15 protein-coding genes are annotated in these 15,474 nt (G+C 73.6%); 6 read left to right on the forward strand and 9 right to left on the reverse strand.

Annotated features, from left to right (window positions below; translation table 11 throughout):
- Nucleotides 1–274 precede the first annotated feature (274 nt).
- Nucleotides 275–1,462, forward strand: coding sequence for a patatin-like phospholipase family protein (locus tag ACLBXP_RS01940; RefSeq protein WP_447665833.1), 1,188 nt, complete (start codon nucleotides 275–277; stop codon nucleotides 1,460–1,462).
- Between the two features lie 65 nt (nucleotides 1,463–1,527).
- On the opposite strand, the gene ACLBXP_RS01945 is transcribed toward ACLBXP_RS01940, so the two are convergent.
- The 4 genes from ACLBXP_RS01945 to ACLBXP_RS01960 form a co-directional block, all read right to left on the reverse strand.
- On the reverse strand, nucleotides 1,528–1,656 hold the full coding sequence (locus ACLBXP_RS01945) for a TFIIS helical bundle-like domain containing protein (protein ID WP_447665834.1): 129 nt from the start codon (nucleotides 1,654–1,656) through the stop codon (nucleotides 1,528–1,530).
- Nucleotides 1,657–1,735: 79 nt separating this feature from the next.
- Entirely contained in the window at nucleotides 1,736–3,220 is a 1,485-nt protein-coding gene (locus ACLBXP_RS01950) for a flavin-containing monooxygenase (protein ID WP_447665835.1), read from the reverse strand.
- A gap of 29 nt (nucleotides 3,221–3,249) precedes the next feature.
- A complete protein-coding gene (locus tag ACLBXP_RS01955) occupies nucleotides 3,250–4,125 on the reverse strand; it encodes an alpha/beta hydrolase (RefSeq protein ID WP_447665836.1) in 876 nt (291 codons plus the stop codon).
- Nucleotides 4,126–4,129: 4 nt separating this feature from the next.
- On the reverse strand, nucleotides 4,130–4,990 hold the full coding sequence (locus tag ACLBXP_RS01960; protein WP_447665837.1) for an SDR family NAD(P)-dependent oxidoreductase: 861 nt from the start codon (nucleotides 4,988–4,990) through the stop codon (nucleotides 4,130–4,132).
- Between the two features lie 103 nt (nucleotides 4,991–5,093).
- Here ACLBXP_RS01960 and ACLBXP_RS01965 point away from each other — a divergent pair, with 103 nt between their 5' ends.
- Nucleotides 5,094–5,711: a TetR/AcrR family transcriptional regulator gene (locus ACLBXP_RS01965; RefSeq protein ID WP_447665838.1), complete on the forward strand. Its 618-nt coding sequence runs from the start codon at nucleotides 5,094–5,096 to the stop codon at nucleotides 5,709–5,711.
- A gap of 132 nt (nucleotides 5,712–5,843) precedes the next feature.
- Nucleotides 5,844–7,091, forward strand: coding sequence for a NupC/NupG family nucleoside CNT transporter (locus ACLBXP_RS01970; RefSeq protein WP_447665839.1), 1,248 nt, complete (start codon nucleotides 5,844–5,846; stop codon nucleotides 7,089–7,091).
- Nucleotides 7,092–7,098: 7 nt separating this feature from the next.
- Here the strand turns inward: ACLBXP_RS01970 and ACLBXP_RS01975 are convergent, their stop codons facing one another.
- Entirely contained in the window at nucleotides 7,099–8,856 is a 1,758-nt protein-coding gene (locus tag ACLBXP_RS01975) for an SLC13 family permease (protein ID WP_447665840.1), read from the reverse strand.
- Nucleotides 8,857–9,134: 278 nt separating this feature from the next.
- Here ACLBXP_RS01975 and ACLBXP_RS01980 point away from each other — a divergent pair, with 278 nt between their 5' ends.
- A complete protein-coding gene (locus ACLBXP_RS01980; RefSeq protein ID WP_447665841.1) occupies nucleotides 9,135–10,532 on the forward strand; it encodes a cytochrome P450 in 1,398 nt (465 codons plus the stop codon).
- Nucleotides 10,533–10,569: 37 nt separating this feature from the next.
- Here ACLBXP_RS01980 and minE read toward each other — a convergent pair whose 3' ends face one another.
- From minE to minC (ACLBXP_RS02000), 4 genes are all read right to left on the reverse strand, one after another.
- Nucleotides 10,570–10,839: a cell division topological specificity factor MinE gene (gene minE / locus ACLBXP_RS01985; protein ID WP_447665842.1), complete on the reverse strand. Its 270-nt coding sequence runs from the start codon at nucleotides 10,837–10,839 to the stop codon at nucleotides 10,570–10,572.
- Nucleotides 10,836–11,651 (reverse strand): septum site-determining protein MinD, encoded by an 816-nt coding sequence (gene minD / locus ACLBXP_RS01990; RefSeq protein WP_447665843.1) that lies wholly within the window; start codon nucleotides 11,649–11,651, stop codon nucleotides 10,836–10,838. The genes minE and minD overlap by 4 nt, the downstream gene beginning before the upstream one ends.
- Before the next feature lie 13 nt (nucleotides 11,652–11,664).
- Entirely contained in the window at nucleotides 11,665–12,348 is a 684-nt protein-coding gene (minC, locus tag ACLBXP_RS01995; RefSeq protein WP_447665844.1) for a septum site-determining protein MinC, read from the reverse strand.
- A 122-nt stretch (nucleotides 12,349–12,470) separates the two neighbouring features.
- Nucleotides 12,471–13,187, reverse strand: coding sequence for a septum site-determining protein MinC (minC, locus tag ACLBXP_RS02000; protein ID WP_447665845.1), 717 nt, complete (start codon nucleotides 13,185–13,187; stop codon nucleotides 12,471–12,473).
- A gap of 400 nt (nucleotides 13,188–13,587) precedes the next feature.
- Here minC (ACLBXP_RS02000) and ACLBXP_RS02005 point away from each other — a divergent pair, with 400 nt between their 5' ends.
- Together ACLBXP_RS02005 and ACLBXP_RS02010 are read left to right on the forward strand one after the other, a co-directional pair.
- On the forward strand, nucleotides 13,588–13,899 hold the full coding sequence (locus ACLBXP_RS02005) for an iron transporter (RefSeq protein WP_447665846.1): 312 nt from the start codon (nucleotides 13,588–13,590) through the stop codon (nucleotides 13,897–13,899).
- A 4-nt stretch (nucleotides 13,900–13,903) separates the two neighbouring features.
- Nucleotides 13,904–15,448 (forward strand): PepSY-associated TM helix domain-containing protein, encoded by a 1,545-nt coding sequence (locus tag ACLBXP_RS02010; protein WP_447665847.1) that lies wholly within the window; start codon nucleotides 13,904–13,906, stop codon nucleotides 15,446–15,448.
- The last annotated feature ends 26 nt before the right edge of the window (nucleotides 15,449–15,474 follow it).

The following is a 15,474-nucleotide window of genomic DNA, read 5'->3' on the forward strand; positions in this document are numbered from 1 at the left end:
ACATCGATTCACGCCACTGATGATGGCCGCCACGGGTGGACCCCACGGCGACGGTCAGAACCTACAGGACGGCTCGCCGCCGATGCAAGCGCCCACGCTCCACACCGCGCCGGGGCCCGTCCGGTTTCCACCGGCAATGGCCGGCCGCCATCGTGGCATTCCGGCACCACTCGGGATGCGACTGCGCGTTGCAGCGTTGGCGCCGGAACGGTACAATGGCCAAGCTCGTTCTGGGCATGAGCGCCCGCAAGCTTGAGCGATTGGGACCCTGGCGATGTCGCGTCGGATCGGATGGATGCGCGGGTTCCTCGCGCTCTGCGCGGCAGGCCCGCTGGCCGCCTGCTCGTCGCTGCCGCGCACGCCCTACAGCGCCGAGCAGGCGGCCTACGCGAGCGTGCCGGGCATCCCCAACGCGCGCGCCTTCTCGGACGCCTCGGCCGAAACCTTCACGGAGATGGCGGGACGACCGGAGGCGCAGCGCAAGGGCTTTTCGTATCTCGCCCTCTCGGGCGGCGGCGGCGACGGGGCCTACGGCGCGGGCGTCCTCAACGGCTGGACGGCCTCGGGCACGCGCCCCGAGTTCTCGCTGGTCTCCGGCGTCAGCACGGGCGCCCTCATCGCGCCCTTCGCCTTCCTGGGCCCGGCCTACGATTCCTACCTGACGGACATCTACACGAGCGGCGTCGCCGAGACCCTGGTGCAGGCGCCGAGCCTCGCCAACGTGCTGTTCGGCTCCGGCCTGTTCGGCGACGGACGCCTGCGCGACCTGATCGGCCGCTACGTCACGCCGGACCTCCTCGCGGCCGTGGCGGCCGAGCACGCGAAGGGCCGGCGCCTCCTCGTCGTCACCACGAACCTCGACTCGCAGCGCGCGGTGATCTGGAACATGGGCGCGATCGCGGCGAGCGGCGCGCCGAACGCGGTCGATCTCTTCCGCGACGTGCTCACAGCCTCGGCGAGCATCCCGGCGGTGTTCCCGCCGCAGCTGATCGACGTGAGCGCGGGCCCGAGCGCGTTCCAGGAACTCCACGTCGACGGCTCGGTGGTCACCCCGGTCTTCACCCTGCCGCAGTCGTTCCTGCTGCGGGACGGGCGCCTGCGCACCAACGGGCGGGCCAACATCTACGTCGTGATCAACGGCCGCCTGGAGCCGGAATTCGACGTGACGCGCAACAACACGCTCTCGATCGTCGAGCGCTCCTTCACCACGGGCAGCCGCGCCCGGAGCCGCGCGGCGCTGGCCACCACCTACGCCTTCACCCGGGCGAACGGCATCGGCTTCAACCTGACCTACATCGACGAGCGCGCCCCGACGACGAGCACCGCCCGCGGCTTCGACACGGCCTACATGCGCAGCCTTTACCAAGCCGGCTACGACAAGGCGCGCCTGGGCGCGTTCTGGGAACACACGATCCCCGTGGCGCCGGTGGTGAAGGCCGCCATCGCCAACGTGGCGCAGTAGGGCGGACCGCCGCGACGGGGCGCGGCGAGCCGGACCCGAGGCTGGCCCGGCTCGCGCCCGCGGGCCTACTTGCGCAGGATCTTGGTGACGAGGCGCCCGATGGGCGTGCTCGAACTCGCGTTGCGGTCATCCCGGTCGAGGGGGCGGTTCTCGTTGCCGAGCAGCTTGGTGACGATGCGTCCGATCAGGCTCATGGTGTCCTCGCGCGCAGGGCGGCGCCGGGCACGGCGCAGCTTTGCCGAACCAACGGGCGAGGCGTTTGACCCGTTCCGTTCAGGCGGCCCGGTAGTCCGCGAGACGGACCCGGCGGGCCGAGCGCCGGTAGGCGATGACCGAGTCCGGCCAGAGCGTGGTGTTGCGCCCCTGCGCGTCGAGGTACCAGCTCGTGCAGCCGCCGGCCTGCCAGATGCTGTCGGTCATCCGGTCCCGGATGCGCTGGAGGAAGCGGGCCTGCGCCTCGGGCTTGACCTCCAGGCTCGTCCAGCCCCGCCGGCGCATCGCCTTCAGGCAGCCGAGGACGTGCTCGACCTGGGCCTCGATCATCATGATCACCGAGTTGTGGCCGAGGCCGGTGTTCGGACCGAGCAGGAAGAAGGCGTTCGGGAAGCCCGAGACCGTGATGCCCTGGTAGGCGCCCATGCCGTCGCGCCAGGCCTCGGACAGGGTGAGGCCGCCGCGGCCGGTGAGGCGCGTGCGCACGAAGCTGCCGGTCACGTCGAAGCCCGTGCCGTAGATCAGCACGTCCACGGGGTGCTCCGTCCCATCCGCCATGACCACGCGGTCCGGCGCGATGCGGGCGATCCCGCCCGTCTCGACCGTGACGTTCGCGCGCTGCAGGGCGGGGTAGTAGTCGTCCGAGATCAGCACGCGCTTGCAGCCGAGGCGGTAGCGCGGCGTCAGCTTGTTCCGCAGGGCCCGGTCCGGCACGGCCTTGGCGAGGTGGCGCCGGGCCAGCCCCTCGGCCTGCCCGGTGAGCTTCGAGACCTTGGTGAAGCCGAGAAAGGCGCGGATTTCGTGGAGCCAGAACAGCCGGAGCCGGTTGAGGCGCCGCGCCAGCGGCCGGTCCCGGTAGGCGGCCTTCTCCCGCTCGGTGATCGCCCGGTCGTGCTTCGGCATCACCCAGGGCGGGGTGCGCTGGAAGAGGGTGAGGTGCGCGGTCTCGGGCGCGATCTCCGGCACGAACTGCACCGCGCTCGCCCCCGTCCCGACGACGCCGACGCGCTTGCCCCGAAGGTCGACGGCGTGGTTCCAGGTCGCCGAGTGGAAGGCCTCGCCCGCGAACGTCTCCCGGCCCGGGATGTCGGGGATCGCGGGGTGGTGCAGGGCTCCCATGGCGGAGACGAGGGTGCGGGCGGCGAGCGGCCCGCGGCTCGTCTCGACGCGCCAGAGGTCGGCCGCCTCGTCCCAGGTGGCGCCGAGGGAGGCGGTGCGCAGCCGGATCAGGGGCATCAGGCCCTCCGCCTCGGCGAGGGCCCGCAGATAGTCGCGGATCTCGGCCTGCGGCGCGTAGAGGCGGCTCCAGTCGTGCTTCGGCGCGAAGGAGAGGGAGTAGAGGTGGGAGGGGATGTCGCAGGCCGCACCCGGATAGGTGTTCTCGTGCCAGGTGCCGCCGATGCCGTCGCCCTTCTCGATGAGCAATAGTGGCCCAATGCCGGCCTGCCGGCAACGGATTGCCATGGCGAGGCCGGAGAAGCCGGCGCCGACGATGAGCACCGCGAGGGTCTCCTCCGGCAGCGGCGCGTCAGGGTGCTCCGTCATGGCGGGCTCCTCGCTGTTCGGGGGGCGGTTCAGGAATCGTATCGCTTCAGGAAGGCGGCGGCGTCGTCGAGGGAGCGGCGCGCCTCCGGCAGCATGCTGTGCGCGAACTGCCAGACGTGGGGAACCACGGGGTAGACCGTGCAGGTCGCGCTCACCCCCGCGGCCTGGGCGCGCTCCGCCATCCGCACGGAATCGTCGCGCAGCATCTCGCGCGCGGCCGCGTGGAACAGGAGCGGCGGCAGGCCGGCGGGGTCCGCCCGCAGCGGCGAGATCAGCGGGTCGGCGGGGTCGGCGCCGCCGAGGTAGAGCGGCCCGAGCGCCTGCAGGAAGGCGGGGTCGAACATGGCGTCCCGGCGCTCGTTGTCGCGGCGCGAGCCGTCGCTCATCAGGAAGTCGGTGACGGGCGAGAACAGCGCGGCGGCCCGGGGCAGGGGCAGGCCCTCCGCCCGCGCCCGCAGCATCAGGGCGAGCGCCAGGTTTCCGCCGGCCGAGTCGCCCGCGAGCGTCGCGGGGCCCGCCGCGGCGAGCGCCGCCCAGGCCGCCACGGCGTCGTCGAGAGCCGCCGGGTAGGGGTGCTCCGGCGCACGCCGGTAATCGGGCACGAACAGGCTGAAGCCGCGCGCCGCGAAGGCCCCGGTGATCGGCCGGTAGGTGGCCGGCCGGCAGGCGACGAAGCCGCCGCCGTGCACGTAGAGCATCCGCCGCCGCGCGGGCCCCCCCCGGGGATGCACCCATTCGCCCGGGACGCCCCCGAGGTGGCCCGGCTCGTAGGCGGCGTCCGGCTCCGGGAAGCCCGGTCCTTCGAGGATGCGGCGCATTGCGCCGGGGTCGCGCACGCCGTCGAGCCGGTGGCGGATCTTGCGGCGCACGGTGAAGGCGTAGAGGTGGGCGCGCAGGCTCGCCATCGGCCTAGCGCCGCGGCCGGGTCAGGTGGGCGATCACCGGCCAGTAGCCGGTGGGCAGGAGGCGCTGGATCAGGGTCGCCCACTGCGCGTCCTTGCCCACGATCACCCGGGGCGCCCGCCGCTCGATCGCCGCGATGATGTCGGCCGCGGCCTCCTCGGGGCGGCGCACCAGGAGCTTGTCGAAGGCGTCCCGGGCCGCCTCGAAGGCGAGGCGCGATTCCTCCGCGGTCTCCGGGCTCTTCGGCCGGGGCCCCCGGGCGCTGCGGGCGATGTTGGTGGCGACGCCGCCCGGATGCACCACGGTGACGCCGAGGCCGGTGCCCACGTATTCGTGCCGCAGCGCCTCGGAGAAGCCCCGCACCGCGAACTTGCTGGTCGCGTAGGCGACCTGGCCGGGCGGCGCGATGATGCCGAACATGCTGGACAGGTTGACGATCTGCGCCTCCGGCGCGCGGACGAGCATCGGCAGGAAGGCGTGGGTCATCCGCACGACCGCGCGGAGGTTGACGTCCATCAGCCACTCGAAATCGTCGAGGTGGACGTCGGCGAAGCGGCCGCCCAGCGAGACGCCGGCATTGTTGACGAGGAGGTCGAGGCGCCCGAACCGCGCCGCGACCCGGGCCGGCAGGTCCGCGATCGCCGCCGGGTCGGTCAGGTCGAGGACGTGCGTGTCGACCGCGACGCCGGCGCGCTCGGCAGCGGTGGCGGTGCGCGTCAGGCCGTCGAGTTGGCGGTCCACGAGGACCAGGGCGGTGCCGCGTTGCGCCAGACCCAGGGCGAGCGCGGCGCCGATGCCGCCCGCAGCCCCCGTGACGAGCCCGACCGAGCCCCGGAACGGAAATGCCTTGAGGGTGCCCCGCGCCACACCGTGCTCCCCATCGCGACGGCCGGCCCGGCCGCCGTGCGGGGATAGCCCTCCGGGTCCGGAGTGTCTAGGGTAATCACCCTAGACGGGGGAGGGGATCTCCATGGAGCCGGGCGCAGCGAGCGTGGCCGAGCGGGTTCCGGGCACCCGCGGACGGATCCTGTCGGCGAGCCTCGCCCTGTTCAACGCGCGGGGCCTCGCCCGCGTCACGACGGCCGAGATCGCCGCCGCGGCCGACATGCGCGAGGGCAACCTCCAGTATCATTTCCCGCGCAAGGGCCGCCTCGTGGAGGCGCTGTTCGAGCTGTTCGAGGCGGAGGCCGAGGCGGTGGCGGCGCAGCGGCCGGGACACCCGCCGGACGCCGCCGCCCTCCTCGCCTACCAGCGGGCCTGGTTCGAGCTGATGTGGGCCTGGCGCTGCTTCTACCGCGACGGCGCCGCGATGGTGGAGCTGGCCCCCGACCTCCGGGGCCGCGTGCGGGGCCTGCGGGTCCGCACCCGGGCGCTGGCGCGCGGCCACCTCGAGGCGGCGGTGGCGGCGGGCCACATGCGCATCGGGCCCGAGGCGCTGGCGCGCCTCCTCGACAATGCCTGGATCGTCTCCAGCCACTGGATGAGCTACCGCCGCGACGGGCCCGCCGACATCAGCCAGGCGGATCTCGACTGGGGCTTCGCGCAGGTGAGCGCGCTGTTCGCACCCTACCTGACCGAGAAGGGCTGAGCAGCAGGGCCGCGGCCGCGCCGGACCCCGGAGCGTCGGGCCGGTTGGCCCGATCCTTTCTTCCCGAGCCGGAAACCGCCAAGCTCCGGCTGCGGGGGGATTTCCCCCTTCAGCCCGCTCCCGTCGAGGCCCATGGTCGACCGCGCCCTCCACGCCGCCCTCAGCGTCCTCCTCCTCCTCGGCGTCGCCGTGCTGTTCTCGACGAACCGCCGGGCGATCCGTCCGCGCACGGTGCTGGCCGCCCTGGCGCTGCAGGTCGGGCTCGGGGCGCTCGTCCTGTTCGTGCCCATCGGCCGCGCGGCCCTCGAGGGCGTGGCCGGGCTCGTGCAGACGATCCTGTCGTACGGAGATAAAGGCACCGCTTTCCTGTTCGGCGGCCTCGTCGAGCCGAAGATGTTCGAGCTGTTCGGGGGCAGCGGCTTCGTGCTGGCGCTGCGCGTCCTGCCCCAGATCCTCTACGTGTCGGCCCTCATCGCCGTGCTCTACCACGTCGGGGTCATGCAGGCGCTCGCGCGGGGCCTCGGGGCCCTGCTGCGGCGGCTCCTCGGCACGTCGCCGATCGAATCCTTCTCGGCGGTGATCACCATCTTCATCGGCCAGAGCGAGATCGCGGTGGCGCTGCGGCCGTTCCTGGCGCTCCTCACCGGCGCGGAGCTGTTCGCGGTGATGACGAGCGGGGCGGCCTCCACGGCGGGCTCGATCCTCGCCGGCTACGCGGCGCTCGGGGTGCCGATGACCTACCTCATCGCCGCCTCGTTCATGGCGATCCCCGGCGGCCTCCTCTACGCGAAGATCCTGATGCCGACGACCGAGCCCAGCCGCATCCTGACGACGCGCGTGGAATTCGGCGAGGCGCGGGCCGCGAACGTCATCGAGGCCGCCGCCGACGGCACCCAGAAGGGGCTCGCCGTGGCGGTGGCGGTGGGCGCCATGCTGATCGCCTTCGTGGGCCTGATCGCGCTCTGCGACGGCGTGGTCGGCTGGCTCGGGGGCCTGGCGGGCTTCCCGGATGCCTCCATCCAGGCGATCCTCGGCGTCGCCCTGAGCCCGCTGGCCTGGATCCTCGGGGTGCCCTGGAGCGAGGCCGGCCTCGTCGGCGGCGCCATCGGCCAGAAGCTCGCCTTCAGCGAGTTCCTGGCCTACGCCAACCTCGCGCCGGTGCTGAAGGCCGGCAGCCTGGAGCCGCGCACCGCCGCGATCCTGTGCTTCGCGCTGTGCGGCTTCGCGAACTTCGCCTCCATCGCGATCCAGCTCGCGAGCTTCACGAGCCTAGTGCCCGAGCGCCGCGCCGAGGTGGCCCGCTACGGGCTGCGCGCCATCCTCGCCGGCACACTCTCGAACCTGACGAGCGCGGCCATCGCGGGCCTGTTCATCGCCTGAGCGCTGTTCACACCGGCCACACCACGGTGATCAGCGCCGTGCCGACCACGATCACGATGAGCGAGAGGGGCAGCCCGAGGCGGGCATAATCGCCGAAGCGGTAGCCGCCGGGACCCATCACCAGGGTGTTGCACTCGTGGCCGATGGGGGTGAGGAAGTCGCAGGTGGCGCCCACCGCCACCGCCATCAGAAAGGGGTCTGGGTTGAGGCCGAGCCGCTGCGCGAGGCTCGCCCCGATCGGGGCCATCACGAGGACGGTGGCGGCGTTGTTGAGGAAGGGGGTGGCGGCCATGGCGGCCACCAGCAGCAGCGCCACGGCGCCGTAGGGCGGCAGCCCCTGCACGAGGCCGGACATCCAGCCCGCCACGAGGTCGCTACCGCCGGTCGTGCGGATCGCGTCGCTCACCGGAATCAGGGCGCCGATCAGCACGAGGACGGGCCACTCGATGGTCTCGTAGGCCTCCTGCATGGTCATCACCCGCAGGAGGATCATCGCCACCGCCGCGCCGAAGAAGCCCATGGCGATCGGCACCGCGCCGGCCGCGATGAGGCCCATCGCGGCGGCGAGCACCAGGATCGGAATGTAGCCGCGGCGGCTGTGGCCGAGGCTGAGGCTGCGCTCGGCGAGCGGCAGCAGGCGCAGGGCGTGGAGCGCGTCGTGGAGGGCGCCGGTGGCGCCGCGCAGCACGACCACGTCCCCGGCCCGCAGGCGCACGTTGGCGAGCCGCCCGGCGACCCCGCCCTCGGTCCGGCTCACCGCGAGCAGGCTGATGCCGTGACGCTCGGCGAGGTTCGTGCCCGCCACCGTCACGCCGGCGAGGGGCGAGTCGGCCGGGACCACGGCCTCCGCGACCTTGATCGCCCCCTGCGCCGCCGCCGAGGCGCCGACGAGCTGCAGCCCCGCGCGGGCGACGATCCGCTCCAGGTCCTCGGGCTCGCCGCGCAGGAGCAGCACGTCCCCGGCGGCGAGGCGGGTGTGCGCTTCGGCGACGTAGCGGCGGAAGCGCTCGCGGATGACCGTCGTCACCGCGACGTCGCCGTCGCCGAGGGCCTCGAGGTCGCCGACCGTGGCGCCGACGAGGCCCGAGCCCGCGGGGAGCCGCGCTTCGGTGACGTAGGCGGCGAGGGTGAAAGAGGCGCCCGACCCGGCCGGCCGGCGGTCGCGCGGGAGCAGCCGGTAGCCCACCGTCAGGAAGGCGAGGCCGGCCGCGGCGATGCCGAGGCCGACGGGCGTGAAGTCGAACATCCCGAAGGGCTTGCCGGAGATGTCCGTGCGGACCTTCGAGGCGATGATGTTGGCCGAGGCACCGACGAGCGTCACGAGCCCCCCGATCAGCGACGCGAACGACATCGGCATCAGGAGGAGGGAGGCCGGGGTCCCGGTCTTGCGCCCGACCTGCAGCGCCACCGGCATCACGATCGCGAGGGCCCCGATGTTTTTCGTGACCATCGAGAGGCCCATCACGGTGCCGGCGAGCATCGGCACCTGCGTGCCCGCGTGCCGCAGCCGGGGCAGGAACGGCCGCATCGCGCTCTCGACGATGCCGGAGCGCGACACCGCCGCGCTGATCACGAGCGCGCTGCCCACGATGATCACCACGTCGTCGGCAAACCCGGCGAAGGCGGATTTCGCCGGCACGAGGCCCAGCACCACGCCGGCGACCAGGGCGAGCAGCGCCACGAGGTCGTAGGGCAGGCGGTCCCAGAGGAAGAGCGCGACCGTGCAGCCGATCAGGCCGAAGGCGAGGCCCTGGTCGAGGGTCATGGATCGGGCAAACCGCGTTGCGAGGGCGGCACGGGCGCCGCCGGATCTCGGGGGAGGAGGTCGCCGCACAGTTAGGACGCGGGGCGCGGGATGTCAGCCCGGGTCGCCCGGCTTGCGTGGAACGTGCCAACGCGCACGCGCCGGCCTGCGGCGGCGCGGAGGTGTCGACGACGTGTTTACACCGGGGACCGCCTCCGGCATCAAGCCGGCCAACGGGCGGCATCCGCGGGTGTCGCCTGCGCGGAACGGGGCCGGTTGGTCCGGCCACGGAGGCGGCGATGGAAACGGGTCTCGCGCGGGCACAACTCCCCAGCGCCCCGCGCTTCGTGCCGCCGCGGCCGGAGCCGCCGGACCGGGCGCCCCCGCTCCTCGCCTACCTCGCGGCGCTGCGCACCAACGGCATCGGCGGCTGGCCCCGCGCGGCCTACGAGGCGCCGGTGACCGCCCGGCGCATCCTCGGCCGCACCAGCTTCACGGTGACGGATCCGGAGGGCATCCGCCGCATCCTCGTGGACAACCAGGCCGCCTACGCGCGCACCGCCGGCTCCGTGCGGATCCTGCGGCCGATCCTCGGCGACGGCCTGCTGATCAGCGAGGGCGCCGCCTGGCGGCACCAGCGCCGCAGCCTCGCCCCGGCCTTCGCCCCGAAGGCGACGGAGGGGCTCGTGCCCCACATCGCCGGAGCCGTGGAGGCGGCGCTCGACGAGCTCGACGCCGAGGCCGCCCGCGGGCCCGTGGCTCTGTTCGGGCTGCTGCACCGGCTGGCCCTGGAGATCGCCGGCCGCTCGATGTTCTCGGTGGCCATGGAGAGCCACGGGGACGAGCTGCGCCGCTTCATCGCCGAGTACAGCGTGCGGATGGGCCGGCCCCACCTCCTCGACATGCTGCTGCCGCTGCGGTGGCCGGCGCCCCTCGACATCCCGCGCGCCCGCTTCCGGCGGCGCTGGATCCCCTACCTCGACCGGATCATCGCGGCGCGCGCCGCCGAGTCGGTGCCGCGCTCCTCGCGCGATCTCCTCGACCTGCTGGTGGCGGCCCGCGACCCCGACAGCGGCCGGGCCTTCTCGCATGCGGAGCTGCGCGACCAGGTCGCCACCATGATCCTCGCCGGGCACGAGACCACGGCGGTGGCCCTGTTCTGGGCGCTCTACCTGATGGCGCAGTCCCCGGACATCCAGGACGCGGTGGCCGCCGAGTCGCGGGGCGCCGACCTCGCGGATCCGGCGGGCTGCGCCCATGACGGGCGCCTGCCCCTGACCCGCGCCGTGGTCGACGAGACGCTGCGGCTCTATCCGCCGGCCTTCGTGATCGTGCGCCGCGCCCTGGAGGCGGACCAGGTGGCCGGCCACGCCGTCGCCCAGGGCGACATCGTATCGGTTCCGCCCTGGGTGCTGCACCGGCACCGGCGCCTGTGGGGCGACCCGGATGCGTTCGACCCCGGCCGCTTCCTGCCGGGCGCGCCGGCGATCCCGCGCTACGCCTACCTGCCGTTCGGGGTCGGGCCCCGCATCTGCATCGGCGCCCACTTTGCCCTGACCGAGGCGGTGCTGGGGCTCGCCCGCATCGTCGGCCGCTTCCGCGTGAGCCTCGCCGACGCGGCGCCCGTGCTGCCCTCGGCGGTGGTGACGACCCAGCCCGACCGTGCCCCCCTGTTCCGGCTGGCGGCGCGGGGCTGAGGCCGGGCGGGGCTGAGGCGGGGCGGACCGCGGCCGTTCAGGCCGCGGCGCGCTTCTTCGGGGCCGGCAGGGGCAGCTCGATGTCGAGGCCGAGCGTCGAGACGCCCTCGCCGCGCTCCAGGGTGATCCGCACCTTGTCGCGCTCCACCGTGACGTGGTTCGCGATCACGGCCAGGATCTCTTCGCGAAGGGTCACCACGAGGTCGGTGCCGCCGGTCTCCGCCCGCTCGTGGGCGAGGATCAGCTGCAGGCGCTCGCGGGCGACGGCCCCCGAATTGCGCCGGTTGAACAGGCTGAGAAGAGTCACGCCGCCCTCCGCATGAACAGCTTGCCGAGTAGGGACTTGCGCTCGCTCGGCACGCTCATCGGCACCTCCTCGCCCTTCAGGCGGCGTGCGGCGTCGATGTAGGCGCGGGCGGGCGGGCACAGCGGGTTGTTGAGGGTCACCGGGCAGCCGAGGTTCGAGGCGCGCAGCACCTCCTGGCTCTCGGGGATGATCGCCAGCAGCGGGATCGAGAGGATCTCGAGCACGTCCTCGGTCTTCAGCATGTCGCCGCGGTCGGCCCGGGTGGGGTCGTAGCGGGTGAGGATCAGGTGCTTGTCGAGGTTCTCGCCCTTCTCGGCCCGGACCGTCTTCGAGTCGAGCAGGCCGATGATCCGGTCGGAGTCGCGCACCGAGGAGACCTCGGGGTTCGTCACCACCACGGCCACGTCGGCGTGGCGCATCGCGAGCTGGGCGCCGCGCTCGATGCCGGCCGGGCTGTCGCAGATCACCCAGTCGAACTTCTCGCGCAGCTCCTCCATCACCCGGGCGACGCCCTCGTCGGTGAGCGCGTCCTTGTCGCGGGTCTGCGAGGCCGGCAGCAGGGAGAGGTTGTCGAGCCGCTTGTCGCGGATCAGGGCCTGCGGCAGCTTGGCGTCGCCGTTGACCACGTTGATGAGGTCGTAGACGACCCGGCGCTCGGCCCCCATCACGAGGTCGAGGTTGCGCAGGCCGACGTCGAAGTCGACGACGCAGACGCTCGAACCCGACTGCGCGATGGCGGCCCCGAGGGCCGCGGTGGTGGTGGTCTTTCCGACGCCGCCCTTGCCCGACGTGACGACGAGAACCTTTGACATCCTCAGGTCTCCCTTAATCCAAGCTTGCCATTTTGATTGCGCCGCCATCGAGCCAGATCTGGGCGGGTTTGCCGCGCAGATGCGTCCCCATGTCCTCGGCCGTGCGGACGAGGCGATCGATCCCGAGGAGTTCGGGCTCGAACTTGCGGCAGTAGATTCGGGCGCGGGGGTTGCGGGCGGCGCCGGCGATGGCCCTCCCGCGTAGCGCGCCGTAGACGTGGATCGAGCCGCCGGCCAGGATCTCGGCCCCCGAGGAGACCGAGCCCATCACGGTGACGTCGCCGGTGGGGTGGGCGATGGCCTGGCCCGAGCGGACCGAGCCCTCGATCGTCAGCGAGGTCGAGACCGGCTCCTCCGGCTCGTCCCTCGGCAGCTCCAGGTTCTGGGCCGGGCGGCCGCCGACGAGGAGCGGCAGCTCCATCGTGGCGGCGCAGGCCTGCACGCCCTCGACCCCGAGGATGCTGATGCGGCGCCCGCGCAGGTCGGCGAGCAGCGTCTTCAGGGCGTCCGGCTCCGGCTTCAGGGCCGCGACGTCGAGGATGACGGCGCGCCCGTCGAACAGGGCCGGCATGCGGGTCAGCGCCGCGTCGAGGTCCGCGAGCCAGTCGGCGAGCGGGGTCTCGGGGGCCAGCGCCAGCGCCTTGAAGGCGCGGCCGCGGTAGGCGAGGGATCGGCGGGGAGAGGCTGTGCTGTTCACGGCGATCAACGATTCCTTACCGGATCATTGACGGCCGATATGGTTACCGGATCGTTAAGAAAGGTTCCTGTCCATCACGGATGACCGTATCCAGGGACGAAGCCCCATCCGACGGTTGCATTTCAGCCGCGGTCCAGGGGCGAGACCCGGATCGCGTCGTCCACGAGGCGCACCTCGACCGCCGTGCCGCGGGTGGCCGGATCGAGGTCGTCCGCCGCCTTGTAGAGGCCGTCGATGGCGATCAGCTCGGGCTCGAAGCGCCGGCAGAAGATGCGCGCGCCGGGGTTGCCCGCGGCCCCCGCGATGGCGCGGCCCCTGAGGGCGCCGTAGACGTGGATCGAGCCGCCGGCGATCACCTCGGAGCCGGAGCCCACGGAGCCCATCACGGTGACGTCGCCCTCGAGGTGCAGCACGGTCTGGCCCGAGCGCACCGGCGCGTCGAGGATCAGGGCGCGGGCCGGCACCGGCGGCGCGGGCAGCGGCGCGGGCTGCCCGTCGCCGGACGTGGCCTCGTCGGGGGCCGGGACCTCGCCGGCCGGGCGACCGCCGGAGAGGGGCGGGGGCAGGCCGGGACCCGTCGCGGCTGTGCCCTCGAGCCCGAGGATCGCGATGCCGCGCCCCGCGAGATCCGCCACGAGGGCCTCGAGGTCCCCGGGCTCGAAGCCGAGGCCGGTCACGTCGAGGATCACGGGGCGCCCGGAGAAGAAGGCCGGCGAGCGCCGCGCCAGCGCGTCGAGCTCGGCGAGCCACGCCGCCACCGGCGGCACCGGGTTCAGCACCATCGCCATGAAGGAGCGGCCGCGGAAACGGATCGGCGGGCGGGCGGGGCTGTCGGTCATGGGCTGTTTCACTCGATCGGACGGCCGGGCGACGGGGGCTTGCCCGAGCGGGGCGGGCTGCGAGGGTCACGCATCATCGTGCCGGGATCGGTGTCGGATCCTGCCGGTCCGCGGGCGCGACGAAGGCCCGCATCCGGTCGGGTGAAGCGGCGCGCCGCCTCGCCCGGGCACCATACACGGCCGCCGCGGCGTGGGGCAGCGCCGAAGCGCGTCGTCAACATCCTTGGGGCGCCCGTGACGCTCGACACGTCGGGCCCGGGGCTTTCATCCATAACGGTCTGAGCGGCCTGCGAAATCTGGAATCGTTCCGAAACATAGACGTTGCCTCGGCCGCGGACCCCTTGCTAGGTCCCGGCGATCCGGGTCGTCCGGAGGGCCGCGCATCGGGATCTTGGGCATCATGAGCGGACGGGAGGCGGAGCGCCGCGGGACGGCCTATCGGGCGGCGGTGCTGGGCCGGGTGGTCCTCGCGGCCGGCGGCGGCTACGCGGTCGCGGGCCTGTTCGCGGCCCTGTTCTCCCTCGTCCTGCCCATGACGCGCGCCGAGGCGGTCGCCACGGCGACCCTCCTCAGCTTCGCCGTGATGGTGGCCGCGGTCGTCTGGGTGTTCGCCGCCCGCTCCCTCCCCCGCGCCTGCCTCGGCCTCGCCGCGGTGGCCGCGGTGCTCGGCGGCGGCCTCTGGCTGGCGCTGCCCGCCGGCGGCGGAGCCTGACGCGATGCGCACCGGCTTCCGCCAGTCGATGGCCTGGCTCCACGCCTGGTCCGGCCTCGTGGTCGGCTGGGTGATGTTCGCGATCTTCGTGACCGGCACCGCCACCTACTACCGCGAGGACATCTCGCGCTGGATGCGCCCCGAGATCCGGGTCGCCGAGGCGGAGGCCGGCCCGGCGGCCGAGCGCGCCGCCGCCTTCCTGCGCGAGAAGGCGCCCGACGCCATGGGCTGGTACATCGGCCTGCCCAAGGAGGGCACGCCCCTCGTCAACGTGATGTGGTGGAAGAGCTTCGCGGGCCCGTTCCACAGCGCCATCCTGGACGCGGAGAGCGGGGCGCCCACCGTGGCCCGGGCGACGCAGGGCGGCGACTTCCTCTACCGCTTCCACTACGAGCTCAACATGGGGCCGGTCTGGGGCCGCTACCTCGTCGGCGCCTGCGCGATGATCCTGCTGGTGTCGCTGGTCAGCGGCATCGTCACCCACCGGCGCATCTTCGCGGACTTCTTCACCTTCCGGCGGGCGCGGTCGGCCCAGCGCAGCTGGCTCGACGCCCACAACGTCGGCGGCGTGCTGGCGCTGCCGTTCCACCTGATGATCGTCTATTCGGGGCTCGTCACCCTGGCGACCCTGTACATGCCCTGGGGCGTCCACACCGCCTACAACGGCGACGAGCCGCGCTTCTTCGTCGAGGCCGGGCTCATGCCGGACTACCGGCCCGCCGCGGGTCGGCCCGGCACCCTGGTGCCCTTCGGACCCCTCGTCGCCCAGGCGGCCGCCCGCATGCCCGGGCCGCCGGAGGGGATCAGCGTCAACAACCCGGGCGATGCCGCCGCGACGATCGTGGTGGCCGGCGAGGAGCCGCACGGCCTCGCCCACCTGCACCCGCAGGTCTCCTTCGACGGCGCCACCGGGGCCGTGCTGGGGGCGGTGGCCGGCGAGGCGCGGCCGGCGGTGCGTACCTCCGCGGTCATGGTCGGCCTGCACGAGGGCCACTTCGCCGGCCCGGTGCTGCGCCTCCTGTTCCTGCTCTGCGGGCTGATGGGCGCCGCCACCGTCGCGACGGGCCTCGTGCTCTGGACGGTCGCCCGGGTGCCGAAGGCCGGGGAGGCGGCGGGCCTCGGCCTGCGCCTCGTCCGCATCCTCAACGTCGGCACCGTCGCGGGGCTGCCGATCGGCCTCGCCGCCTACTTCCTGGCGAACCGCCTGCTGCCGCTCGGCCTCGACGAGCGGGCCGCCTGGGAGGTTCGCGCCTTCTTCGGGGCCTGGGCGCTGGCCGCCCTCGTCGGGGCGCTGCGCCCCTACGCGGGCGTCTGGCGCGAGGGGCTCGGCCTCGCCGGGCTCCTGTTCCTCGCGGTGCCCGTCGTCAGCGCCCTCACGGTCCACCACGCGCTCGCCGAGGAGGCCCGCTTCCTCGGCTTCGACGCCGCGATGCTCCTCGTCGGCCTCGCCCTGCTCGCCGCCGCCTGGAAGGCGGGGCAGGCCCGGGCGGGCCGGACGCAGGCGGGCTACGGGGCCCGGGTCCCGGCGGAGGGCCTGGGGCGGGCGTGACGCCTGCGCTTGTTCACGCGCCGAAG

The sequence above is a fragment of the Methylobacterium sp. A54F genome, from assembly GCF_053346035.1.

Bases quoted from the DNA above. Each gene is read 5' to 3' on its own strand.
- ACLBXP_RS01940 (WP_447665833.1), top strand. From the start codon at position 275: ATGTCGCGTCGGATCGGATGGATGCGCGGGTTCCTCGCGCTCTGCGCG.
- ACLBXP_RS01945 (WP_447665834.1), bottom strand. From the start codon at position 1,656: ATGAGCCTGATCGGACGCATCGTCACCAAGCTGCTCGGCAACGAGAAC.
- ACLBXP_RS01950 (WP_447665835.1), bottom strand. From the start codon at position 3,220: ATGACGGAGCACCCTGACGCGCCGCTGCCGGAGGAGACCCTCGCGGTG.
- ACLBXP_RS01955 (WP_447665836.1), bottom strand. From the start codon at position 4,125: ATGGCGAGCCTGCGCGCCCACCTCTACGCCTTCACCGTGCGCCGCAAG.
- ACLBXP_RS01965 (WP_447665838.1), top strand. From the start codon at position 5,094: ATGGAGCCGGGCGCAGCGAGCGTGGCCGAGCGGGTTCCGGGCACCCGC.
- ACLBXP_RS01970 (WP_447665839.1), top strand. From the start codon at position 5,844: ATGGTCGACCGCGCCCTCCACGCCGCCCTCAGCGTCCTCCTCCTCCTC.
- ACLBXP_RS01975 (WP_447665840.1), bottom strand. From the start codon at position 8,856: ATGACCCTCGACCAGGGCCTCGCCTTCGGCCTGATCGGCTGCACGGTC.
- ACLBXP_RS01980 (WP_447665841.1), top strand. From the start codon at position 9,135: ATGGAAACGGGTCTCGCGCGGGCACAACTCCCCAGCGCCCCGCGCTTC.
- minD (WP_447665843.1), bottom strand. From the start codon at position 11,651: ATGTCAAAGGTTCTCGTCGTCACGTCGGGCAAGGGCGGCGTCGGAAAG.
- minC (WP_447665845.1), bottom strand. From the start codon at position 13,187: ATGACCGACAGCCCCGCCCGCCCGCCGATCCGTTTCCGCGGCCGCTCC.
- ACLBXP_RS02005 (WP_447665846.1), top strand. From the start codon at position 13,588: ATGAGCGGACGGGAGGCGGAGCGCCGCGGGACGGCCTATCGGGCGGCG.
- ACLBXP_RS02010 (WP_447665847.1), top strand. From the start codon at position 13,904: ATGCGCACCGGCTTCCGCCAGTCGATGGCCTGGCTCCACGCCTGGTCC.